We start from the raw sequence: 25,155 nt of genomic DNA on the forward strand, positions 1-25,155 counted from the left end.
GTATTTTTTTGACCATTCATTGTCATCATTGCCATACGGCGCAATTCCGTTTTTATGAATCCACACCAAAAAGTCTTTCGCGTGAGACGCAACTACAATCGCTGGGTCGCGAATGAAACGTTAGAAGACTATGCCCTGCGCTTCACCGCAAAAAGCGCTCGCCGTTGGAGTGCTGCGCATGTTTCACAAACCGCATTGGGTGCGATTTCATTTCTTGCCCTAGAAGCCATTGGCGGTGCCATTACACTGAGTTATGGATTCAGTAACGCTGTGACGGCCATCATGGTGGTAGGCGTTATCATTTTTCTGACCGGGTTGCCTATTAGCTACCATGCTGCGAAACAGGGCACAGATATAGATTTGCTTACTCGTGGTGCAGGATTTGGGTACATCGGGTCCACGATTACTTCTCTCATCTACGCGTCATTTACCTTTATCTTTTTTGCTTTGGAAGCCGCCATTCTCGCCTTTGCGCTAGAACTAACATTAGGTATTCCTTTAACCATCGGTTATGTCATTAGCTCGATTGTGGTTATTCCGCTGGTAACACACGGAATAACACTAATCAGTCGCTTTCAAGTTTGGTCACAACCAGTATGGATACTATTGCAGATCATTCCTCTTGCCTGCATCGCATTCCAATCGGATAACGCCATTGATCTGTGGACCAGCTATTCTCCGGCAACCCAAACTAGTGATTTCAACCTTCTCGCGTTTGGCGCAGCGTCGGCGGTACTTTTTTCGCTCATTGCTCAGATCGGCGAGCAGGTCGATTTCTTACGGTTCTTACCTAAGGAGCACACAGAAAAACCTAGTGCTCGTTGGTGGTTTGCGATGGTTGCAGCAGGGCCCGGATGGATCATCACTGGGACTGCCAAAATCCTAATTGGCTCTTTCCTGGCCGTACTAGCGCTTAGCCATGGCATAGAGTTCGATCGCGCATCAGACCCTAACCGAATGTATCTAACCGCATTTGGCTACCTAAACGGCTCACCTCAACTTACCTTATGGCTAACTTGTGCGTTCGTCATTCTTTCGCAACTAAAAATTAACGTGACTAATGCGTACGCCGGATCGATTGCCTGGTCTAACTTCTTTTCTCGTTTAACGCACAATCACCCAGGTCGCGTGGTCTGGGTTGTGTTTAATGTTGCCATCGCATTAATGCTTATGGAATTAGGGGTGTATCGGGTACTCGAAGAAATATTGGGCGTTTATTCTATTGTCGCACTCGCGTGGGTTGGGTCCTTGGTTGCTGACCTTGTCATTAATAAGCCGCTAGGTTTACGTCCAGCTACAATGGAATTTAAGCGCGCCCATTTATACGATATCAACCCCGTTGGCGTAGGATCAATGATCATTGCAAGCGGCCTCGGCTTTGCCAGCCATTTCGGAATATTTGGTGAAGTCGCGCAAGCGCTTTCATCTTACATTGCCTTAGGATCAACATTTGTCAGTGCTCCTGCCATAGCTTACTTAACGAAAGGCAAGTACTACATAGCACGAGAAAGCATTCCGTTTAGCGAGCACAACAAAATCGAGTGTTGTATTTGTAATCATGAATTTGAACGCGAAGATATGGCAAATTGCCCAGCCTATGCAGGTCCAATCTGTTCACTTTGCTGCTCGTTGGACAGTCGTTGCCATGATATGTGCAAAACAGAATCTCGATTATCAGATCAACTCACATCCTGGTTAGGTCTACTCCTACCGAATTCTTGGACTCGCCTATTGCAAAGCCGCTTTGGTCACTTTATTGGCATTTTTATACTGATCAATCTTGTCATCGCAAGCTTGTTGCTCTTGGTTTATGTACAAATTTCTTGGGAGCAGGATGTTGAAAATACCCTCATATCCAGCGCACTAGTCAATGTATTTTTTATTCTTTTTATCGTTTCAGGGGTTGTTTCATGGATGTTTACGCTCGTTCATGAAGCACGCCGTGTCGCACTGGAAGAAACCCAACACCAAACCGAATTGCTTATTGCTGAAATCAAAGCGCATAAAGAGACCGATAGGGAATTACAAAAAGCCAAAGAAGTGGCGGAATCTGCAAATCAAGCTAAAAGCCGATACCTAACAGGCATCAGCCATGAGCTACGCAGTCCGCTGAATGCCATTATGGGCTACGCGCAATTACTCGAACAAGACAGTAACCTGCCTACAAAACGACGCAGTGCTCTAAGTATCATTCGACGGAGTAGCGAGTATCTAGCGGATTTAATTGAAGGGCTGTTAGATATATCACGCATTGAAGCAGGACGCCTCGAGTTAGCGCCTTCCAGTGTTCAATTAAGTACATTGCTGGAACAAATCGTCAGCATGTTCCAAATGCAAGCACACAATAAAAACATTGGTTTTCACTATTCTCGCCTAACGCCTTTACCTGACACTGTGAAAATTGACGAAAAACGGCTGCGACAAATATTAATCAACCTATTGTCTAACGCCGTTAAATATACTCACGAGGGTGCAGTAGACTTCAGCGTTTCATACCGCAGCCAAGTAGCGGTATTCACCATTCGCGATACAGGTGTAGGCATTGCCGAAAAAGATATGGATCGAGTTTTTCGACCATTTGAGCGAGTGAGAAAAGCTGGTGGCCCCTATGTTGCGGGGACAGGCTTAGGCCTGACCATTACTAACCTTCTCATTGAGATACTAGGCGGCGATATTAAAGTTAATAGCCAACCAGGTATTGGGAGTACTTTTACCGTATCGTTGATGCTGTCAAGTACTGACACAGCGTCAACAATTCCAACCAAAAAAGTGCCAACCGGCTACGAAGGCGAGGAAAAAACACTATTTATTGTTGATGATGAACCAAGCCATCGCAGCCTTCTAAATGATATTTTGGCTCCTCTAGGCTTTAACGTTTTACAAGCCTCGGACGGTAGAAACTGTCTCGAGATGCTCAGCCATCTCGATTCTCCACCCGATGTTTTTTTGCTCGACATCACCATGCCGGGAATGAGTGGCTGGTCTTTGGCCCAGCAACTTAGAAAGCTCGCACCCTCCGCAAGCATTCTAATGATTTCTGCGGATGCCCACCCACAACCGCCCCATGAATTTGAGGTTTCTCCTCACGACGGCTACATAGTAAAGCCCATTACTATCGATCAATTACTAGAAAACATTGCGCATTTCACTTCAATTAACTGGTCCTATAGCGAGAATGGCGAAGTTCAAACCGAACTCACTGAAGCAACCCAACACAGCTTAACGCCTTCGAAAGCTGAGGTTATCAATATCAAACGTCGAACCATTGACCTCAATAATGACGTTCGCAATGAGCTTATTCGCTTGGCAAAAATTGGCTATGCCAATGGCATCAATGAAAAGCTACGACAACTCACTATGAATAACGAGGCAGATCCATGCTTAGTCAAAAAATTACAGAACCTGTCAGATCAATTCCAGTTCGCCGCGCTGATTCAGGTGTTGGAGGTCGAGGCATGACCAGCCAATCGAAGAAGCGTGATGTCGTTCTCGTGGTTGATGATACGCCTGAAACCTTAAGCATGTTAAATGATACGTTAGAGCAAGCGGGCGCTACTGTACTGGTTGCTCTAGAAGGTCAACAGGCGTTAACGATCGCAAGTAATATCACCCCGGACATTATATTAATGGATGCGCTCATGCCCAACATGGATGGTTTTGAAACATGCAAGCGACTGAAAGCAATCGGAAAATTAGAACATGTACCAGTAATTTTTATGACCGGTTTATCTGACAGCGACAGTATCGTCAAAGGCTTCGATGCGGGAGGTGTCGACTACATTACAAAGCCGGTAAACGGTATTGAATTAGTCGCACGCATGCAAACTCACTTAAACAATGCCAGACTGACTCTCAGTGCTCGCTCAGCACTAGATAATGCGGGACAGTTCCTTTTCGCGACCAACAACCTGGGTGAACTGAAATGGGGAACACCCCAAGCTCACCAGTTATTCAGTCGTGCCGGCCTTGATGAAGCTTGGCTAATAGATTCGCTACCCCAATTAATTCGCAAACTTTTGTCGCCGCATTTTAACAAAGACAAAGGCATTAATGTGAGCGAAGGCACCCAGCCTTTACGTGTCGATTATTTAGGACAAACTCACAGTGACGAGGTTCTCCTGCAAATAGTCGATATGAAAAAGCCCCAAGAAAGCGAAATCTTAAAAGAATCACTAGCGATTACCGGACGTGAAGCGGAGGTTCTTTTGTGGGTCGCTCGAGGAAAAGCCAATCGGGAAATCGCCACAATTCTTTCAATGAGTCCTCGCACCGTCAACAAACACTTAGAGCAACTTTTTCGCAAATTGAATGTAGAAAACCGTACTGGCGCAGCGATTATTGCCCTAAAGCACCTGTCAAACTAAATACGAATACACTTATGTCCCAGCTAGGTTTTGCTGCCAACTGTGCGTGCAGTAACCAACGGCCGACAAATGTCTTCAAGGCCATTTCTTTTGACCTCATACATCATTGCTAACTGTTCGCCAAGCTTGCCTTTAGGAAACCCTTGCTGATTGAACCAAACTAAGTACGGCTCCGGCAACTCTAACAAAATACGCCCTTTATACTTTCCAAATGGCATCACCTGGTTTACCGCAGCCACGAGCAACTCTCCGTCAAATTCACTCACTTTCTTACCTCGTTCTACGATCTAAATGATCCACCGCCACTCTTTAGCTATTCTAACCTTACATTCGGCGATTCTAACTCGCACTTTACACCAATTTAAAATATTCTGGCTGGCTAAAATACTTCGCCAGACTTTGAGAAAAGGCCCCAGCATATGACCCCTGATGATTTCAATCAACGTATCCGATCTTACCTTCCAGGACACTTAGGCATCAAAGTATTAAATGTCGATGAGGACAGTTTTACTGCAGAGTTGCCGGTTAGCCAACACGTTATGGCACCCAACGGTTTTATGCATGCTGGGAGTGTTGTAAGTCTTGCGGATACCTGCTGCGGGTTAGGCTGCATGGCCATTCTACCGGAAGGCGCACAAGGCTTTACCACCATAGAGTTAAAATCTAATCACCTGGGTACCGCAAGAGAAGGCACGGTTGAGTGTACGGCACGGGTTTTTCACAAAGGCAAAACCACGCAGGTGTGGGATGCCGAGGTTGTCCATCGAGATACCGGCAAAACCATCGCGCTGTTTCGCTGCACACAAATGATTTTGTATCCCCAAAATTAGTCACCTCGTTTACATTGATTTTCGATCACTATGTCCAGCAACAGTCATTCTAGTCTTAGCAAACAGCCGATGTTTTTTGGCTGGAAAGTAGCACTGGCGTTGCTGGTCATTCTTACCTTCACCTCCGGCCTGAGTTTTTACAATCATGCCGTTTTTCTCGACGCATTCGCCAAAGAAGGGCTATTCAATCTAGAAGATGCGTCACTAGCGGTAACTATATTTTTTCTGAGTAGTGGTTTTGCGGGGCTTTGGATCGGCAAAGTAATTGACAGAGTAGATCCTAGAGTTCTCATTTCGATAGGCGCTGCACTCAGCTGTTTGGCATTAATCGGTGTTCGTTACTCCGATGCTCTGTGGCAACTGTATTTGAGCTACAGTCTTTTCGGTGCAGGTTTTTCGGCAGCGGGTTTATTGCCTGCAACAACCCTCATCACGCGATGGTTTGTTCGTCGACGAGCGGTTGCATTGTCCGTCGCCTCTACCGGCTTGTCATTGGGCGGCATCCTGGTGACACCCCCCTGCGCAGCACTCGTTGAAGCCTGGGGACTCCGCGCAGCGACACCGGTTTTTGGTTTGGTATTTTTAATTGGCATAATCCCAACAGCTTGGCTGTGGCTTCGTCCATATCCCGCCGACATGAACCTGCTCCCAGATGGTGACAAGCCAATCAATGAGAAACCAGTCACACTGGAAACAACACTAAACACATCCTCGACCAAAATAGCCAATGGCATCAGTTACAGTGATGCCAAGCATCAGCGATTTTTTTGGGGAGTGAGTCTTTCCTTTATTTTGCTTATGCTGGCCCAGGTGGGTGGTATTGCCCACCAGTATGGTCTCGCAAAACAATTACTTAGCGAAACACAAACCGCGCTTGCCGTCGCGATTTTGCCCACTGCCAGTATTATTGGGCGTTTAGCCGGGGGCTGGCTTATCGGGCTTATGTCCTTAAGAGTATTTGCTCTTAATATCATGTTCTTGCAGGTGTTCGCACTGACTTTATTAGCCACGGATTACGCTCCATTTACGCTATGCCTTGGACTAGCGTGTTTTGGAATTACCGTCGGTAATCTATTGATGCTCCAGCCTCTATTGATCGCCGAAGCTTTTGGTCCACGTGACTATGCAAAAATATTCTCTTTCGCAAGCTTACTTTCTTCTTGGGGAACTGCAGCAGGCCCAATGGTATTGGGTTTGGCTTTTAGTTTTAGCGGTAGCTACGGCGGCGCTTATTGGCTTGCGGCATTGGCAGGTTTGATAGGGCTAATTATTTTCATCTGGGGGGGCCCTCTTCGTAGAGCCAACTAGCTGCGCAGATCACCAATACCCTCCCAGGAAAACTGCACTGTGTTTACCTGTTTTGCTTTAGGCACTACACTAAATAGAGAGTGAGTAAAGGAGAATGGCATGAGTGTAAAGTTACGCGCGTTATCTATCGATGGCAGCCAACAATTTTGGGCCACCGTTCACGCAGCCATTGCGACGGACACCATCGCTGCCTTTTCCGATAATGGTGTCATTTTTACAGCGCTAAACGATCATGCGCGGATGGTACCCCGCTTTGTTGGAAACACTCCCAAGCCCCTGCCATCACATAGCCACTCACACAATAATCAAAGTATTACTATTCATGGTGATTTTTATGGTCTGAGTGCCGACGCGCTTACCAGCAACGACACTAGTCCACGATCAGGTACACGTGTATTTAACCGACGGCCTGCGGGCCAACACCTGTCCGACAATTTCTCAATCGCCAATTTTTGGCACAATTCGAGTACTACACGCGGCACGCGGTTCCAGTTTTATCACGAGAAACCAACTCAGCGCGCCAATTCCACAATCAGCAATTGTAAACCCATCATCATTGATTCCATTCCTTTTGGACCGCTTATCAATGGCACATCCACCCATCAAGCTGGGCTCTTGTTATCACCACTGCAAGCCAACAATGCATTGATGGATCAAGTGCGACACAACGGTGCGATCCAAACACCTCCCTATTCTGGCAATACGTTGATAGCACACAATGGAAAACAGAATGTGCTTTTTATTATGAGCCTTCCTCACCCCTCCCCAGGTAAAACACTGTGGGACATCCGAGACAAGCTTAAACGTGCCCAGTGTGAAAACGCTGTGTTGTTAACAGCGAGCAATGCCGCGCACATGCAAGTCAATGGCGAATTTATATTAGCTAGCAAAGATAGGCCTCAACAGCAACAAATATGCATTTCCTTCGTTGCGACAAAAACGTTTAAAGCCGTAGCGTAGCTAAACCTAAACCGCGCTCAACAGACGTCGGCACTAATTTTGCAACATAAACCTCACTAAACTTTATTGAGAGTGTGACTCGTAGTAATACATTAACAATAGTTACACACTACACACCCTTTGGCAGGGGTGGCATAGCGTCAAAACTCAACAGTTCATTGGCGGCTTATTTCTTTTGGAGCTAACAAATGTACTGCGATATTTTAGTCATCGGTGGTGATGGCGATCTCGCTTATCGAAAATTGTATCCCGCGCTCTACCACCTGGATGAATCTGGGTGCCTTGCGGACTGTGTTCGTGTAGTCGGTATCGCCAGGAGTGAAATTGACAGCGAGTATTTTTCTGAACGAGTAAAAGAAAAATTTATCAAGTTTCATAATGAGCCACTTGAAGAGGCTCTTTGGTCAAAATTTTCGCAACGCTTACATTATTTTCAGGCTGACGCAACAAAAGAATCCGACTTAGATCGCTTGTCGCACGACGTGTTCGGTGATACCAAACGTGATTTAATTATTTACCTCGCTACGCCGCCATCCATCTTTGCACCTATTTGCCAAAGCCTTTGGGCCGTGGGCTTAGTGCGAGACAATACCCGCATTGTCGTTGAAAAACCGTTAGGCGATGATCGTGAAAGCTTTTTAGAAATCAACAACAGTCTCACAGAAATTTTTAAGGAAGAGCAGGTCTACCGTATAGACCACTACCTCGGTAAAGAAACCGTTCAAAATCTGTTAGCGATGCGTTTTGCCAACGTACTCTTTGAACCGCTATGGAACCACCACTACATTGACCATGTGCAAATAACTGTCGCCGAAACTGTTGGCATCGAAGGTCGCTGGGGGTTTTATGATGAGGCGGGAGCGCTAAGGGATATGGTTCAAAACCATTTGTTGCAACTGCTATGTCTTGCGGCAATGGAACCGCCCACCAAGCTGGACGCACGCTCTGTTCATGATGAAAAACTCAAAGTACTGCGCAGCTTGAAACCCATGGACAAATTTGATGTCAGGGATAAAACAGTCCGTGGTCAGTATCAAAGTGGTTCTATCAAAGGTAACGCTGTGCCTGGTTATCTTGAAGAAGAGGGCGCACGCGCTAACTCGACGACAGAAACATTCGTTGCCATAAAAGCAGAAATCGACAATTGGCGTTGGGCTGGGGTCCCGTTTTACTTACGAACGGGAAAACGCATGATAAAAAAATATTCAGAAATTGTCATTCAGTTTCGTGACTTACCCCATGCCATTTTCACCGACCAGCAAGTGAGCAGCCCAAACCGCTTAGTGATTCGATTGCAACCCAATGAGGGCATTCATTTACAACTACTCAATAAAGTGCCAGGACTGGATGACCCAATGTCGCTGGAAGCTGTGCCGCTAGACTTATCGCTCTCGGAAGCTTTTAGTAACCGACGTGTACCTGATGCTTACGAGCGTCTATTGTTCGATGTAATGCGCGCGAATTCAACGTTATTTATGCGGGCAGAACAAGTTGAAGCCGCATGGCAATGGGTGGACGATATCATTGCAGGCTGGCAATCGAGCAAACAAAAAGTAATTGGTTACCCTGCAGGAAGTTGGGGGCCGTCAGAAAGTATTGCCCTAATTGCGCGCGATGATCGCAATTGGGTAGAAGGATAAAACGGAGATTTTATACACCACGTTTTAAAGGAAATGATGACATGTTCAATACACCAAGGTAATCACAGTGACGTACCAACTGCACGAATTTCCAACAGACAGTGAATTAATCGACTCCCTCGCACCAATGATTGCACAACAGCTGAAACAAGCTATTGCGAGCCGTAGTCATGCCACGCTTGCCGTATCCGGTGGCAAAACACCCATTAATTTATTTTCTGCGCTATCTGAGCAAAATGTTTTATGGGATCGTGTTACAGTCACACTCATTGATGAACGATGGGTTGATTCTCGCCACGCTGACGCCAATGCAGGTTTGGTAAAAGAATACTTGCTCGCTGGTCAAGCAAAGCGTGCAACGTTTATTAGCTTGAAAGCCCCTTACGACTCCCCCTACGACAGCGTACAAACTATTTCCAAACGTATCGAACCTATTTTACCCATCGATGTGGCCATTCTTGGGATGGGTGCTGACGGCCATACGGCATCGTTTTTTCCTGATGCCGATACGCTAGATGAAGCAATGGACCCCAATGGCGATAATATCGTATGTGCCGTCACTCCGCCCAACGCGCCGCATGAGCGTATGACGTTAACATTGCCTGTTATCTTAAATAGCCACGCCATTTTCCTTCATATAGTTGGCGATGAAAAACGTCGGGTGTTACAAGATGCAATCGACAATCATCAAACGACCAAGTACCCGATTTCCGCCATCGTCAATCACCCAGAGAAATTGGTTGAAATATTTTTTGCTGAAGAAGCATAAGACGAGTTACGCGCGAGGAGCTAGGCATGTCTACACATCCTATAGTTGAACAAGTTACCGCTCAACTCACCGAGCGAAGTGCTGCAAGTCGACGTGCCTATTTAGAAAGTTTGCAACGTACGCTAGATGAGGAGCCGCCGCGACAGTCCCTTTCATGCGGCAACTTTGCTCATGGATTTGCTGCGTGTTCAGCTTCTGACAAAGACACAATCCGCTTAATGCACAGCGCAAACATCGGTGTCGTTAACGCCTACAACGACATGCTTTCGGCGCATCAACCACTAGCGGAATATCCGGCACTCATTGCTGAATTTGCTCGGTCGTTAGGCTCAACGGCGCAAGTGGCAGGGGGTGTTCCAGCCATGTGTGATGGTGTCACACAAGGTCGGCCTGGCATGGAGCTAAGTCTATTTAGTCGAGACGTTATCGCAATGGCTACGGCCATCTCACTTAGTCACAATATGTTTGACGCCGCTCTTTGCCTGGGCGTTTGCGACAAAATAGTGCCTGGACTTTTAATCGGATCGCTGCAGTTCGGCCACCTTCCCTGCGTTTTCTTCCCGGCTGGCCCCATGCCTACCGGGATCTCAAACAAAGAAAAAGCCGCCGTGCGGCAACGTTATGTCGAAGGCAAAGCCAGTAAAGAAGAACTCTTGGCAACTGAATCTGCCAGCTACCACAGCGCAGGGACCTGCACATTTTATGGTACTGCCAACACCAATCAGGTGTTGATGGAAGTGATGGGCATACAGCTACCCGGCGCTTCATTTGTGCCACCGAGCGATCCGCTACGCAAAGCGCTGCTGCAAGAAACGGTGACGCGTCTTATACAAGCTAACGCGCCCTCTACGCACATACCGCTGTCCGATGTGGTTACACCAGCATCAATAATCAATGCCATAGTCGCTCTGTTAGCCTCTGGTGGATCAACAAACCATACCCTGCACATTGTCGCCATCGCCAAAGCCGCAGGCATTCAATTAACATGGCGCGAGTTCCAGGCGCTGTCGGAGGTTGTTCCATTATTAGTAAGGGTCTACCCCAACGGTCAAGAAGATGTTAATGCATTCCAACGAGCTGGCGGGACGGCATTCTTAATTAAAGAATTACGCAGGGCAGGCCTGCTTAACGATCAAGTCAAGACAATCATGGGCGAGGGTTTATCCGCTTACGAATGCCCGCCAATGCTCAGTCAATCGGAAAGCATCGAATGGGATGCCCCAATTGAACAAACAAAATGGGACGAAGTACTGCGCCCTACTGCTTCGCCTTTTGCCCAAGAAGGCGGCCTGCGGGTATTAGCGGGTAATTTAGGGGAAGCCGTCAGCAAAGTGTCGGCCGTCAAACCAGAACATCAATCGATTAAAGCCCCTTGCGTTATTTTTCATGACCAAGACAGTTTAAAAGTGGCTTTCGAGAATGGCGAATTGGAAAAGGACTTCATTGCCGTCGTGCGTTTCCAGGGGCCGCAGGCAAATGGCATGCCGGAGCTACACAATCTATCGCCCTATCTTGGCACTCTGCAAGACAGAGGGTTTAAGGTAGCACTGGTTACCGATGGAAGAATGTCCGGCGCGTCAGGCAAGGTCCCATCTGCGATACACGTGTCACCAGAAGCCTACGCCGGAGGAGACATTGCAAAGTTACGCGATGGCGATGTCATAGAATTTGACGCGACTGCCGGAGTGTTAGAAGCCCATGTCGATGCCGAGGTATGGGCTACGCGAGAATGCATTTCTCATGATCATGATCACAGCACACTGGGAAGAAATTTATTTAGCCAGTTTCGCGCAAGTGTCGGCGCAGCAAGTCTTGGCGCATCTGTCTTTGACTTCACTTAAACCGCAACAAAGGACACCATATACGCAATGAACTATCTAGCGAAGTTACTGCAAGAGCTACGAATAATTCCGGTGTTAACGGTTAATTCTGCGGAAGAGGCTATTGACGTTTGCAGATCGCTGCAAGCCGGCGGCATCAACGTAGCAGAAATCACATTGCGAACAGCCGCCGCATGGGATGCCATTAGCGCCGTAAAGGAAACCTTATCTGATTTTTACGTCGCAGCAGGTACCATAAAAACTGGCCAAGACATCGAGAAGCTGGCAGCGTTAGGCGGTGTAGCTTTCGCGGTTAGCCCAGGTTTATCACTCGAGATTTGTGATGCTGCGACTGAAAACGATATCCACTTATTGCCCGGTGTAGCGACTCCCTCTGAGTTAATGGCTGGCCTGGATACGGGAAGGAAATGCTTCAAACTCTTTCCAGCAGAAGCGGTGGGAGGGATGGCGCTATTGAAGTCTCTGGCCTCACCCTTTTCCGAAGCCCTCTTCTGCCCGACAGGGGGCGTGAATCCTAGTAATTACCAACAGTATTTGAGCCTGAGTAACGTAGTAGCTATCGGTGGTTCTTGGATGGTAGCTCCGGAATTGATTCATACTCAGCAATGGGATCAAATTACTGCACTCTCACGCGAGGCGGTTACGGCGGCCTAAATCAATCGCACCCCTTAATTAACATCTTGATAGGCAGCGTATTTTACGTTAAAACAACGGCCCTTTCTGTCTTAGCCAATTAGTCATATTACAACGTTGTTTATGCCTCCACTGACCCAATCTTATCTCGACCGTTTTAGCGGCACCGCTCGCCTCTATGGGCAAGCAGCGCTCGAAGCTCTGTCTCAAGCACATTTCGTCGTCATTGGTCTCGGAGGTGTCGGCAGTTGGGCGGCGGAAGCGCTCGCGCGTTGCGGCGTCGGTGAGTTAACGTTAATCGAACTTGACGACGTTTGTGTGACCAATACCAACCGACAGCTGCACGCTATGCAGTCAACTGTCGGGCAAGGTAAGAATGATGTCATGTCAACTCGCTTGTTAGACATTAATCCCGAGCTGAAAATTCACACTGTTCGAGATTTTGTCACCAAGAAAAATATTCCTGATTTAATTAGTCCAAATCACGACGTGGTGATAGATGCGATGGACTCTGCGCATATCAAAGCAGGCCTTGCCTCGTACTGTAGTGCTCGGAAAATTCGTCTTATTATGGTCGGTTCTTCTGGCGGTAAAAGAGACCCACAACAAATTTGCGTTGGCGATTTAGGGAAAACCGAAAGCGATCCCATGCTAGTCAAAATTCGCAGCCAGCTATACCGTATCTACCACTTTTCACGCGATAAAGACCGTAAGTTTCGAATAGATGCTGTGTACTCAAAAGAACAAATGGTATTCCCCAAACCTGACGGTAGCGTTTGCCAAGACAAGCAGGCCTTGCAAGCCGGTGTTAAATTAGATTGCGCGGGAGGGTTTGGATCGTCTGTCATTGTGACCGGTACGTTTGGCTTTATCGCAGCGGACCAAGCCATTCAACGATTCCTGCAAAAACAACTGGGGTTATTTCGACAACGCAAATAAGTTGCATGCATTCTCCGTCGTTTGCTCTGCAACTTCGGCTAGCGTAATGTTTTTCAGATCAGCCAATGCATGCGCCACTTCGATGAGTTGTAGCGGTGAGTTTCTCTCGCCCTGATGACCACACAACGGCATATCGGGCGCATCAGTTTCTAGTAATATAGCCTGCAGAGGTAGCGCTGCGATAGCGTTTCTCGTCTTGCTTGCTCGGCTATAAGTAATTGTCCCCCCAACACCAATTAAAAACCCTTTATCAATATATTGCCTGGCTAGTGCTGCACTGCCGCTAAATCCGTGAATAACACCACCTCGCGCCACAGGCTCTTCGCTTAACAGCTGAAGCATTTCGTTGTGTGCTTTTACGCAATGTAAAATCAAAGGCTTTTCAAAGCAGTTTGCAATGCGTATTTGCGCTTTCAAATATTCAACTTGTACCGCCATGGATATGTCGATGAGCTTGTCCAGTCCCGCCTCGCCTATCGCAACGCAGTGTTTATCCTGTATATAAAAATCACACTGCGGTTTCAGCCAACTGACTAAAGTCTTAGCTTTCGGATTCACGGTGTCAATTTTGTCTAGCCACCATGGGTGTATGCCTACAGCGAAGCTCAACATGGGGTTTGTTTTCACCAAATCATGTAATGATCGCCACTGGGCCGGATTAACACCGGGTACCACTATATGGGAAATACCTGTAGCCAGACAGGCTTCCATAATTTGATCGCGATCCAAATCAAATTTGGAGAAATCTAGATGGCAATGACTATCGATAAAGTCCATGAGGAGAGATGAGATGTCGGCAGCGTTTTGCGCGTTACTGTGTGATAAATTACTGCGTATTATACGTTATTTGGAATTATACGTTATTTTGTGTTGTGTATTACTTGGCATAATGAATAGTATTTTTACCGTTATGCTTGCCAATATACATCGCCTCATCGGCTATCGACAATAAATTTTCTGGGCTCACACCAACCTCCCACTCTGCCACGCCGATGCTAACACTCATATCAAACTTTGTAATGCCGCTGGGAGTATCTAACGTTAAAGGTTCAACCAGAACCGCTCGTTTCTTGTTAATAACATCCACCAATTCGCCTCGATCACTGTAGTTAGTTAATAACAAGACAAATTCGTCACCCCCCAGCCGAACGGCCATATCGGATCGCCGCAACTGTTTTTGCAACCTCGCAGAGATATGACTCAACATATCATCTCCGACACGATGACCATAACTATCGTTGACCTGCTTAAACCCATCAAGATCTAGCATCGCCAGTGCCAAATGGCCGTCGTTGCGCTCCATGTTGTTAAATAGAATTTCTAGCCGATCAAATAATGCCGTACGGTTCGGCAACCCCGTAAGCGGGTCTTTAATGGCTTGGTCTTTAAGTTTTCGCAGAAGGGCGTGCCTGTCAATCGCATAAGTGATAGAGCGCGATAATATACCAGCAGTCGCCTCACCTTTAGGGACAAAGTCTTCAGCACCAGCCTTTACCGCGAGCTCCCCGATCTCTTCATCATTTGCACCGGTGAATACAACCACAGGGATATCGCTAACCACCGAGAGAAGGTGATTGAGTGTTGACAGTCCTTGGGTGTTGCTTAATCCGAGATCCAACAAGATGACATCAACATCAATTCGCGCAACTGCGTCTAGTGCACTATCAACACTCGTATAATGCTGCAATTCGTAGTTACGGCGGTGATCGCTCTCCAGCATACGCCGTAACAAATAGACATCATCTGGATCATCTTCAATTACCAGAAGTCGCGTTTTCTTCTCTCGGAAAGCATCTTCTTCACTTTCCATAGTTACCTTCACCTAGCGGGTCGATAGTGAGTTAAGAGATCGCTATATAGCTGCGTTGTTTAATTCAGTTTAGTTCATATATTCAATTAATGCTCAGCGCAACCACATCGAACCAATAGCGACATAGTGTTTCCATGCAGGTCTGCATATCACTCAAGGTTGCGGGCTTGCGAATGAAGGAACTTGCTCCAAGCCGATATGAGTCATTGATGTCATAATCCGAATTTGAGGTGGTATACACCACCACTGGAATACACGAATAAGCAGAGGAACTTCGCAATTTAAACAAGGCCTCTTTACCGTCGATTCCTGGCATATTGAGATCCAGCAAGATCAAGCTCGGTAGAGTCACGGGGTCCTGGGCTTCGCAGTCCTGCAAGAAAGAAAACATTTGTTCCGCTGAGCTGACTGCACGAAATTGAGGTGGATCATCCATTTTATTAACCGCAGACGACAACAAATATTGATCATCAGGGTCATCATCGACAAATAGTATGAGATGCTCCTTACGTGGCCCAACCATTATTACTCCTTGCAAGGCATCGTTAAGGTAAAGCAACTGAAAGAGCCCAACTCACTTTCAGCGGTTATATTGCCACCGTGCGTGACCGCGATTTGCCTACACAGCGCGAGCCCCATACCAGAGCCAGATATCTCTCGCCCCACCAAACGCCGAAAAGGTTCAAACACTTGCTCAGAAAATTTCGAGTCAAAACCGCGCCCTTGGTCGATGACCGAGATAACGACATCGCTATTAATCCGCTCGCAATCTATATCTATCCTTGGGTTTTCACCTGGTTTGGCATAGCGAATAGCATTCACAATGAGGTTGCGCATTATCTGTTGAAAGGTAGGCAAGTCTACATACAACTCTGCATCACCATGTACAGCGATGGTTGGGCTAGCCTCCTCGCACAGTTCAGACAGATCATCTAGAACGACTGTCATCATTTCCTTGAACGTAGTTTCACGCTTGTTAATCTTTTCTTTTGTAATACGGGACAGCATTAATAGGCTATCGATCATTGCTCGCATACGAGAGGTAGCATCGGTTATTCGATTTAGCTCATAACGAGCGTCTGGATCATCAAGCTTGCCCACTAGCCGCTGTTCAATACTATCAGTGAATGCGATTATCTTACGCAACGGCTCTTGCATATCATGAGATGCAGAGTAAGCGAATCGCTCAAGGGACGCATTAGAGTTTGCAAGCGACCGCTCCATCGCTTTACGTTCCGAGATATCCTCAACAACGAGAATAAAATATTCTGCTTCGCCATTTTCATCCTTCACGAGAGAACCTGTGACCAACGTCCAAACCACGTCACCATTTTTCTTTATCAAACGCTTTTCAATCACATACTGATCAATCTCACCGTTTAGCAGACGATTTAATTCCCGCTCATCTTGAGAAAAATCATCATCGAAAGTCACATCTTGTACGCTGAGACTTGATAAACCCTCCCAATCATAACCTAATATATCGCACAATTTTTTATTCGCTTTTAACCAAGTACCATCCATTGAAACATGTGAAATACCAACAGCCGCCTGCTCGAACGTTGCGATAAAATCTAAACTAAGTGCTTTCAAACGCTCCTCTCGCTCTTTCAGTGCAGTAATATCAAAGAATGTTCCTAGAATTTCTCTAGGCTTACCGGTCTCATCCAGCGTGTAGACTGCATCGCGCGAGTAACACCATATCCAATACCCCTTTTTATGCTTTAGACGATACTCCAGAGGCTCGCCCAGTTTTCCCTCGTTTGCTATAAGCGATTCAAAATGCTGCGCAACTAAGTCAACATCATCGGGATGGAAAATAGAGGCGAATTTTCCCCGTAACGCAAGCTCACTAATATCTTCTATTGAATACCCGGTAATCTCGGTATACATCATGTTGATGAATGTGTTTTTCCGCTTTTCTATATCATAGATATACGTTCCACATAACGACTTATCCAATACTGCATTGAGAAAACGCGTTTTTTCCCGTAACTGTTCCTCCAGCACCTTAAAAGAATTAACATTTGACAGTGTTCCCGACATCAACAGCGGCTTATCTTGGTCGTCAAAGATTGTGTTACCTCTTGTGCGCATCCATTCTAAATTGCCGTCTCCTGAGGTCCCTCGATAAAGAATATCGAAAGGCTGCTTACTGTTAAAATGTGCTTTTAACTGCCCTGCAACATAATCTCTATCTTCGGGAAAGATATGATTTTCCCAGTCGTAGTACGTTGGCAACCGTGAGTCGTCACAAAATCCAATGAGTTCTTGAAGCCTTTGGCTGTACCACACATCATTGGTTTGAATGTTCCACTCCCAGATCCCATCATCAATAGCATTAACTGCTCGCTTAATGCGATTACTGCTTTCCAAAAATTGTTCTTTTCCCGCCATGACATCACTAAGGTTTGTCACCATAGCGAATGCAAATTTTTCACCGTCTGACTCGTGTACCGATAAGCTAATCTCAATAAAAACCTCCTCTCCATTTTTTCGTTTTCCTCGCACCACCCGTCCCGCTGCCATCATGTGCCCTTGTGAAGGGTTATCCATATAGTTCTTTACGAGCACATCATGGTGAATGGCATGATCTGTTAAAAGTAGCTCCGATAAATGCTCCCCCACTAATTCATCCGGTTCGTAGCCAAAGAGCTTTTCAAGCTCCTTATTGGCTATTCGTATCTTCAAATTTGTGTCAACAACCAATAGCCCCCGAGGCAACAACTCAATCGAAAATTTAAATATTGCCTCCGCTTGTCGCTTTACTTCAATTTTCGATAGTTTTAGTTTTTCTTCCGCCGTGCGCTGAACGGCCTCTTCCAGTTGGGCTGGACTGGGAATTTTGAGTAGTGCGGGCAGCAACTTGTACAAAGCCACGGCGGTAAAAATGGATACCAGAGCAGTCATTGCCTTTAATACACCATGAACACCATAGGCACCGCACCACACGGTATAGATAGAAAAAAGATGAGTTATTCCACAGAGTAAAATGAACGACGCAAATAAAAGGAAAATGCCTTTAAAGCCAAGATCCTCACGCTTGCGGACAAGTATGAGAAGTGCGATCGGTATCGAGAAATATGCCAATGCGATTAGCAGGTCGGAAATGACATTTGTCCAAAGAATACCCGGCTGCCACAGATAACAACTTCCGTGCGGCATAAAGTCCATGCTGAAAAATTTTTCTGCCCAACCCACCGTAGAAGACCTCTGCGTTACCACGAGAAAACTGACGACCGAACACAGCCGTCAGTACTATTTCACTTTGGTCTTTTAACTATAGATGGATCACACTGCTTCTGCCTGTTAAATCCCCTTTTGATAACCACAAAAAAAGACAGACTATTAGTTCAAAGCGATACACGAATGAGCAGTAACAGCATTGGATTGAGACAAATTAAAGGGAAGGCCTTACGGCAACAATAGAGAGAATATTGATAAAAAGAGACCGGGGACAACCACGTGCAAATCAAAAGCGCACTACTGATTTAGATCGGCAATAACAGCGGAGATCATCAGTCGCGTTCGTGTTGAGGGTCGCCAATTAGCTTACCTAACGCAACCAGGACAACCAGACCTGCGGCGATACCCGGTAGCCCCTCATAAAGTGCGTTATGCAAGCCGAACCAACGCCAAACAATAGCTGCAGCAAGCCCAACAATAACAGCTACTATTGCGTGCTGCTGAGAACTTTTCCACCCAAAGCAACGCAAAATCAACAACGGCGCGAACGCGCTTGCCATACCCGACCATGCCAAAATAACCAAGCTAAAAACGCTCTGAGAATTGAACAATGCCCAGGTTAGCGCTGCCATTGTGATGAGTAGAGTGGCACCTTTTATCAGCAATGGGTTTTCTACCTTGTGAGGTAAAAGGTCGTGAGTAATGGCAGCTGAGCAACTGAGGATAAGAGAATCAGCCGTTGACATAGTTGCCGCGAAAATACCTGCGAGAATAACTCCCACCATCATTGGCGAGAGCAATTCCATTGCCATAGTTGGAAGTGCCAATTCCGCATCAAAGTTAGCGCCGTCTTGAATATAGATACGCGAAAGCATACCCACCATTGTCGCCATCATATAAAAAGCACTAAACCAAATGTAGTACCACGCTCGCGCGCGCCACATATCTCCGCTATCACGTAATGTCATAAAACGCACCATGATGTGCGGCTGGCCTATCACCGATAGCCCAGCAACCAACCAGCCCAATGCGAAAATCACACCACCCGCGACGCCGGGAAATACCATGTCTTTTGGCACCCAGTCCATAAAGTCCGGGATCGCTTGCATACTATTAAGCGCGGGGGTCACGCCACCGAGGGAGCTCACAGCAACAATTAACAGTAACCCCATCGCAAAAATCATGACCACCGATTGCGCTGCGTCAGTCCAAATAGACGCTCGAATACCACCGGCGAGGCAGTACAGTGCCACCATGGCTGCACCTAAACTTGCACCCACCCAGTTATCCCAACCAAATAAAACATGTAAAGCTTTACTTCCCGCGACTAACTGAGCACCCGCATAGGCCAACAGAAAAAGTACCGATATAGCACCGATTAATCGTTGCAATCGACTATTGTGACCACCGTACCAATAACTTAATACCCCGGCAAAACTCACTTCACCCGTTCGTTCAGTCGCGACCCTAAGGCGCTGATGCACAAATAATGACGCAAGAAAATCTCCAAGAATCCAACCAATCATTAGCCATATTGAAGCCAGGCCTGTGGCATAGGTATAACCGATTACACCAATAAACATATAACCGGAATTATTTGTGGCAACAGCAGACAGCCCCACAAGTAGCGGGTTAACACTGTTACTTGCCAAGTAATAATCTTTACCGGTGTGATCACTTTTAAATGCTGAAGATAGCCCCACCAAAGTGAAAGCGGCGAGAAAAATGAGAAATGTAACGATCATGTCCAGCCTTAACGATATTTATTGGTTTTTTATGAAGGCAGTTTCTATTCGGGGCTCTTAGCGATGCCATCGCTCAGCAATTGAATAAAACCGGGGTGATCTCGAAGCACATTTAAAGCTGCATCGGTTTGCATTTCACTGCGATAGCTATCACTAATTTGAAGTGCTTGCTTTAAATAAAATACCGCTTCGTCACTTTTTTCCATTGATGCGTATGCACAGGCTAGCTGGTAAAACGCGTGACTGTTTTTATCATCAACAGCAAGCGCTTGGTGACACAAGTTAGCGGCCCACTGAGGCTCACCCAACTCGAGGACCGCGTCAGCCTTATAGGTCAAGGCTTCGCAGTCTAGTGCGTTAAGCGTTAATATTTGATCGTAGATCGCGATCTTGCTATTTGGGTTGGTATCCTGGGCCGCGCGCAGCCACAACGATTGGATCTCTCGCGTGAGCTCGATCTCTTCTCTATTTTCTTCGATACTTTGAGTTCGCTGACTTAATTGCTGCTCAATGGTTCTCAAACGTTGCTCATATTCATCCACCAGCTTGGAAATTTCTTCATCCGCAAGAGAATGAACACGCTCTTTAATTTCCCGAATAGATGACCACCCAATAAGCACAAGCACTGAGGAAGCACCGGCAATCAAATAGAAAAAATAGGTTACTGTATCAGTGGCATAGGTAATTGCCCTATCTACAGCACCAATTTCTCTATCTACAACTTGCTGAATCAACTCATGTTTTTGCGCTGCCATATCGACGCGCAATTGACGAATCTCATCAAGCATATAACGCTCAATAAATGGCGTGTATAGCGGTTCTTGTAAGTCGTCTACGTTCTGAGCTACCGGGTCATCTGCTGATGATGACGAATCCTGGCTGAATACTTGCGCCGAAAAAATGAGAAACAGAGCAATTAAGACGCGAGACATATTGCGGCCCCATGATCATGTATCTCAACCAAGGCTGCATGGAGTGCTTTCACTGCCCTATCAAAGTCATCTTCATCAATAACAAATTGCATATCCACCTGCCGCATGGGCTGATGCACTGCCAGCACATTGATATCACGTTCCGCCAACGAAGCAACCGCTTTGGCCAACAGCCCCGAAATCTTCATATCACTGCCAAACGCAGACACAATAGCAACCTGACGCTGGTTAATTTCTGCATCCGGGAAAGCTTTCTCTAGCTCACGACGAATTCGCTTCACCATCTTGAGGCTTGTAGATAAGTAGTGCGTAATCGTATTGGCATTCATATCCTTCGATACGATTTGCGCTCTAAATCGTTTGATGAGGCTCAGGATCTCGCCATCGTATCGAGTAATGTTACCCGACATATCCTGATCGTAGAGTTCAATTGCGTAGACACCTGTACAACCCGCAATAATTTCAACACAAGGCTCGTCACTGACATAGTCGCGAGTAATTAACGTGCCCGCATGATCAGGCTCGAACGTATTCTTCACGCGCAGTGGAATATTGTGCTGCCGCAATCCTTTCGCCGCTTTCGGGTGAATCGCTTCCATACCTAAGTTCGCTAACTGATCGGCAACATCATAATTGGTACGACCAATAGGTACAGCGTTTGGCTCACCAACCAAGCGAGGATCGGCACTGCTTAAGTGGAACTCTTTATGGATTACCGCCTCGGCTGCTTCGGTAATGACAGCTAAACGACTAAATGTCATTTCGCTGTAACCACGATCGAACGTTGACATTAAGCCGTCCGCGCTATGTGCGTAGCCCGTCACAATGGGCACTTCAGTTTCGAGATCCACATGCTCAAAAGCCAACTGAATGCGCTCATCCAATGACATATGGTCATCGCACTGCCAGCCAGTCAAATCAACAAATCGGGCGTTGATACCATCGCGCTGCAATAACTCAGCGGTATTCCAGGCACTATGCGCTTCACCAAGGCTCGCCAGCATCTCTCGCACTGTTGCTAGATGATCTTCTAATGAGAAGTGGCCATGCTGACAAAGACGGTGCAGGTCAGCCAAACATTGACGCGTATCCTCAATGCGCTGGCCGATAAAGTCATTAGCTTTGGACAGCTCGCTTTCACCAAACAACAGGGCGTTAATAGCAAACATTTTCTCTTTAAGGTTTTGCAAGCCGTTGGACCAGCTATCATCATTCACGGTATTGGCGAATAATGCGTAGACACCAGGCTCACCGGTTTTTTTATGCTCTAATAAATCATTAGTGATACCACCATAGGCTGAGACAACGAAAACTCGCTGAAATAAACCTCCATGGGATGCTGCTTTACTAATAATATTATCTCTTACCGCTTGATAGTCACTCATTGAGGTTCCACCAATTTTTTCGACGGTATGCATTTTCATTGTATTTTCCAATTATTTCGCTTAAGAATGAGAAGTGGGTATTTCGCTACAATACAACCCCTATTCAATAGACTCCGCATCTAGCTCATATGCACCTTCCGCATTGTGCACTTCCTTACCGTTAAGTGGCGGGTTAAACACACACGCCATCACCATCTCCTTGTTCGCACGCAAAAAATGCTTGTCGTGCTTATCCAGAATATAGAGCGTGCCGGGCTTGATGGGGTATTTTTTGCCATCCGCAACCGTTTCGACCTCACCCTCACCAGAAATACAATAAACAGATTCCAAATGATTTTGATAATGCATTTGAAAATCTGCTCCCTCATAAATAGTTGTGATATGAAATGAGAACCCCATATTGTCATCTTTCAACAACATGCGAGTACTTTCCCAACTACCTTCCGGCGAGACGATTCGTCGACTACTGTCATTAGCCTCTTGTAACGTTCTAACGATCATTCTTTTTCTCTCTTCAATCTCTCTTTAAATTTTTACGCGCTTGCAAAGGTTTGCGTGGTTATCCTGCCATGCGCGCTTCATCATGCTCTTCATCGAAGTAATCGATCTCTTCAGGAATCGAGTCTTCTTTAGCACACACATCTTTAATCGCACCTTCAACAATATCGATGCCCTTTTTCAGGTTGACATCACTGATCGTCAACGGCACCAAAAACTTAACCACCTGATCGTCGGCACCACTTGTCTCAATAATCAAGCCTTTTGAAAAAGCTGCCTTAGTGATTTTTCCGGCAATTTCACCATTGACGCAATTAATACCTCGAAACATTCCTCGGCCGCGCGTCGTGAAGTTACCTTCTCCGTATTTTTCTACAATCTCTTCGAGGCGCGAAGCAATATACTTACCCTTGCGCTTGATTTCTTTACTGAACTTATCATCACTCCAATACGTATCAATAGCTGCTTTTGCAGTGACAAACGCCATGTTGTTACCCCGGAAAGTACCGTTGTGCTCGCCCGGACGCCAAATATCAAGCTCAGGTCGAATCAACACGACAGCAAAAGGCAAACCATAACCACTCAACGATTTGGACAAGGTAACAATATCTGGATATATTCCTGCTTCCTCAAAACTAAAGAAATCACCGGTACGACCACAGCCAGCTTGAATATCATCAACGATTAGAAAGACTTCGTGCTTTTTACAAACGGCGTCAAGGTTTTGCAACCACTCTTTGGTAGCAGCGTTGATACCACCTTCGCCTTGAACAGTTTCAACCAAAACCGCGGCCGGCTTATCGATACCACTACTAGAATCTGACAACACTTTGTCCAAGTAGGCAGTGGTATCAATGTCGTCGCCAAGGTATCCATCGTATGGCATACGTGAAGTACCAGGCAGACTCACACCAGCAGCTCCACGATGGTGTGAATTACCGGTTGCCGATAACGATCCAAGACTTACGCCATGAAAACCGTTGGTAAACGAAATAATATTTTCACGGCCTGTAATATTACGTGCTAGCTTCAGTGCTGCCTCAACCGAATTTGTACCCGTAGGCCCAGTAAATTGCACAACATAATCAAGTCCACGCGGCTTTAGAATTTTTTGATTAAAAGCCTCGAGGAACTCACCTTTCGCTTTTGTGTGAAGATCTAAACCGTGGGAAATGCCGTCAGCAACGATATACTCAATCAGCTTCTCTTTAAAGTGATCGTTGTTGTGACCATAGTTTAGCGTTCCCGCGCCCGCTAAAAAGTCTAGATATTCTTTACCATCTTCATCGTACAAGTATTCATCTTTTGCTCGGTTAAATACGCGAGGAAACGATCGCGCGTAACTTTGTACTTCTGATTCAATTTCGTCGAATATTTTCATTACTCTCTCCAGTAGGATGATGTTATCTATAGTTTTTGCTGACCCACCTAATAAGCAAGCCAACATCAAGATTCAGTATTATTAAGGGTGAATATGGTCTTGGATATCAGGTCCGCGCTAGAGGGCCTATCGACACAAGATGCTCCGAGTCGTGCTCCCCTAAAAAATGCTCTTCTTTAGAGAAGAACACCTCAGAGCTCAGTTCTGCGCTATGAGCCTTGGCCAAACCCCGGAATAAATTCCAGGAAGCCTGATTATCTTCGGTGATAGTGGTTTCGATATGTGTGACCGACTTCAGTGTGTCACGAGCCAGAATCGACGACACCATCTTGGTTGCCAGGCCTCGTCCGCGCGCGGCCTCACCAACCGCCACTTGCCACACAAATAGCACATGGGGCTTTTCCGGTATCACATAACCGCTCACGAACCCGACTAACTCGCCATCCAAAACTGCCGCGACCGAGGTGCTAGCAAAATGGCTGCACTGCAACAAATTGCAATACACAGAGTTGGGATCAAGCGGGGGGCAACGGCTAACTAACCTGTGGACGTGTGCGCCATCCAGTGCAGTAGGAGCTCTGAGCGTTATTACCTGCTCAGCCAACAATTCATTATCCATATTTAGATATACAACTAATATTTACAGTTCAATTTGATTTTTATACTAAAAATGGCCGATCCGGCCATTAATTGATCACTATCCACGCTAATATCGGCATAAATCCGGGTGGATAGGAAAACTATATATATAGTACACTAAATAAATAATCTGTCCAGTTCGCTTTAAATGGCGTAGTATTCATCGAAATACGAAGGTTTAGTGCTCTAAAGAGTCCTTTAAACCCAAAAACCGGATGATTTTCATACAATTGGTAGCCTAAAGGCCTCACAGCAACCCACTAAAAAGTACTTATTTAGATGTCAAAGCAACTCG

General features: G+C 46.2%; 21 protein-coding genes. 10 read left to right on the plus strand and 11 right to left on the minus strand.

Going from position 1 to position 25,155, the window contains the following annotated elements:
• The first annotated feature begins 81 nt into the window (after positions 1-81).
• Together ACZ5NB_RS15410 and ACZ5NB_RS15415 are read left to right on the plus strand one after the other, a co-directional pair.
• A complete protein-coding gene (locus ACZ5NB_RS15410) occupies positions 82-3,459 on the plus strand; it encodes a hybrid sensor histidine kinase/response regulator (RefSeq protein ID WP_460233146.1) in 3,378 nt (1,125 codons plus the stop codon).
• The gene (locus tag ACZ5NB_RS15415) at positions 3,456-4,364 is read left to right on the plus strand and encodes a response regulator (RefSeq protein WP_460233147.1); all 909 of its coding nucleotides are present in this window, start codon (positions 3,456-3,458) and stop codon (positions 4,362-4,364) included. Before ACZ5NB_RS15410 ends, ACZ5NB_RS15415 begins: the two co-directional genes overlap by 4 nt.
• Before the next feature lie 23 nt (positions 4,365-4,387).
• On the opposite strand, the gene ACZ5NB_RS15420 is transcribed toward ACZ5NB_RS15415, so the two are convergent.
• Positions 4,388-4,630 (minus strand): DUF3820 family protein, encoded by a 243-nt coding sequence (locus ACZ5NB_RS15420; protein WP_460233148.1) that lies wholly within the window; start codon positions 4,628-4,630, stop codon positions 4,388-4,390.
• Positions 4,631-4,783: 153 nt separating this feature from the next.
• Between ACZ5NB_RS15420 and ACZ5NB_RS15425 the strand changes: the two genes are divergently transcribed.
• From ACZ5NB_RS15425 to tcdA, 8 genes are all read left to right on the plus strand, one after another.
• Positions 4,784-5,194 carry a PaaI family thioesterase gene (locus tag ACZ5NB_RS15425; protein ID WP_460233149.1) on the plus strand — a complete coding sequence of 137 codons (411 nt, stop codon included), beginning with the start codon at positions 4,784-4,786 and terminating at the stop codon, positions 5,192-5,194.
• Positions 5,195-5,224: 30 nt separating this feature from the next.
• Positions 5,225-6,502, plus strand: coding sequence for an MFS transporter (locus ACZ5NB_RS15430; RefSeq protein ID WP_460233150.1), 1,278 nt, complete (start codon positions 5,225-5,227; stop codon positions 6,500-6,502).
• Positions 6,503-6,601: 99 nt separating this feature from the next.
• On the plus strand, positions 6,602-7,462 hold the full coding sequence (locus ACZ5NB_RS15435; RefSeq protein WP_460233151.1) for a hypothetical protein: 861 nt from the start codon (positions 6,602-6,604) through the stop codon (positions 7,460-7,462).
• A gap of 188 nt (positions 7,463-7,650) precedes the next feature.
• Positions 7,651-9,102 (plus strand): glucose-6-phosphate dehydrogenase, encoded by a 1,452-nt coding sequence (zwf, locus tag ACZ5NB_RS15440; protein ID WP_460233152.1) that lies wholly within the window; start codon positions 7,651-7,653, stop codon positions 9,100-9,102.
• Positions 9,103-9,169: 67 nt separating this feature from the next.
• On the plus strand, positions 9,170-9,871 hold the full coding sequence (gene pgl / locus ACZ5NB_RS15445; RefSeq protein WP_460233153.1) for a 6-phosphogluconolactonase: 702 nt from the start codon (positions 9,170-9,172) through the stop codon (positions 9,869-9,871).
• Between the two features lie 26 nt (positions 9,872-9,897).
• Positions 9,898-11,712, plus strand: a complete 1,815-nt coding sequence (edd, locus tag ACZ5NB_RS15450) for a phosphogluconate dehydratase (RefSeq protein ID WP_460233154.1) — start codon at positions 9,898-9,900, stop codon at positions 11,710-11,712.
• 27 nt (positions 11,713-11,739) lie between these two features.
• Positions 11,740-12,366, plus strand: coding sequence for a bifunctional 4-hydroxy-2-oxoglutarate aldolase/2-dehydro-3-deoxy-phosphogluconate aldolase (gene eda / locus ACZ5NB_RS15455; RefSeq protein WP_460233155.1), 627 nt, complete (start codon positions 11,740-11,742; stop codon positions 12,364-12,366).
• Between the two features lie 102 nt (positions 12,367-12,468).
• Positions 12,469-13,284, plus strand: coding sequence for a tRNA cyclic N6-threonylcarbamoyladenosine(37) synthase TcdA (gene tcdA / locus ACZ5NB_RS15460; RefSeq protein WP_460233156.1), 816 nt, complete (start codon positions 12,469-12,471; stop codon positions 13,282-13,284).
• Here the strand turns inward: tcdA and ACZ5NB_RS15465 are convergent.
• The 10 genes from ACZ5NB_RS15465 to ectA form a co-directional block, all read right to left on the minus strand.
• Positions 13,264-14,061, minus strand: coding sequence for a TatD family hydrolase (locus ACZ5NB_RS15465; RefSeq protein ID WP_460233157.1), 798 nt, complete (start codon positions 14,059-14,061; stop codon positions 13,264-13,266). The genes tcdA and ACZ5NB_RS15465 overlap by 21 nt on opposite strands.
• A gap of 100 nt (positions 14,062-14,161) precedes the next feature.
• A complete protein-coding gene (locus tag ACZ5NB_RS15470; RefSeq protein WP_464107572.1) occupies positions 14,162-15,094 on the minus strand; it encodes a GGDEF domain-containing protein in 933 nt (310 codons plus the stop codon).
• A gap of 82 nt (positions 15,095-15,176) precedes the next feature.
• On the minus strand, positions 15,177-15,617 hold the full coding sequence (locus ACZ5NB_RS15475) for a response regulator (protein WP_460233159.1): 441 nt from the start codon (positions 15,615-15,617) through the stop codon (positions 15,177-15,179).
• A gap of 2 nt (positions 15,618-15,619) precedes the next feature.
• Positions 15,620-18,295, minus strand: coding sequence for a sensor histidine kinase (locus ACZ5NB_RS15480; protein WP_460233160.1), 2,676 nt, complete (start codon positions 18,293-18,295; stop codon positions 15,620-15,622).
• A 317-nt stretch (positions 18,296-18,612) separates the two neighbouring features.
• Entirely contained in the window at positions 18,613-20,025 is a 1,413-nt protein-coding gene (locus tag ACZ5NB_RS15485; protein ID WP_460233161.1) for a sodium/proline symporter, read from the minus strand.
• 44 nt (positions 20,026-20,069) lie between these two features.
• Positions 20,070-20,957 carry a TPR end-of-group domain-containing protein gene (locus ACZ5NB_RS15490; RefSeq protein WP_460233162.1) on the minus strand — a complete coding sequence of 296 codons (888 nt, stop codon included), beginning with the start codon at positions 20,955-20,957 and terminating at the stop codon, positions 20,070-20,072.
• On the minus strand, positions 20,942-22,375 hold the full coding sequence (locus ACZ5NB_RS15495) for an aspartate kinase (protein WP_460233522.1): 1,434 nt from the start codon (positions 22,373-22,375) through the stop codon (positions 20,942-20,944). Before ACZ5NB_RS15495 ends, ACZ5NB_RS15490 begins: the two co-directional genes overlap by 16 nt.
• A 66-nt stretch (positions 22,376-22,441) precedes the next feature.
• Positions 22,442-22,843, minus strand: coding sequence for an ectoine synthase (locus ACZ5NB_RS15500; protein ID WP_460233163.1), 402 nt, complete (start codon positions 22,841-22,843; stop codon positions 22,442-22,444).
• Positions 22,844-22,901: 58 nt separating this feature from the next.
• Complete coding sequence (gene ectB, locus ACZ5NB_RS15505) at positions 22,902-24,221, minus strand: diaminobutyrate--2-oxoglutarate transaminase (protein WP_460233164.1); 1,320 nt, start codon at positions 24,219-24,221, stop codon at positions 22,902-22,904.
• 106 nt (positions 24,222-24,327) lie between these two features.
• Positions 24,328-24,840, minus strand: a complete 513-nt coding sequence (gene ectA, locus ACZ5NB_RS15510) for a diaminobutyrate acetyltransferase (RefSeq protein ID WP_460233165.1) — start codon at positions 24,838-24,840, stop codon at positions 24,328-24,330.
• Positions 24,841-25,155 lie beyond the last annotated feature (315 nt).

It is taken from the genome of Aurantivibrio plasticivorans, from assembly GCF_055392955.1.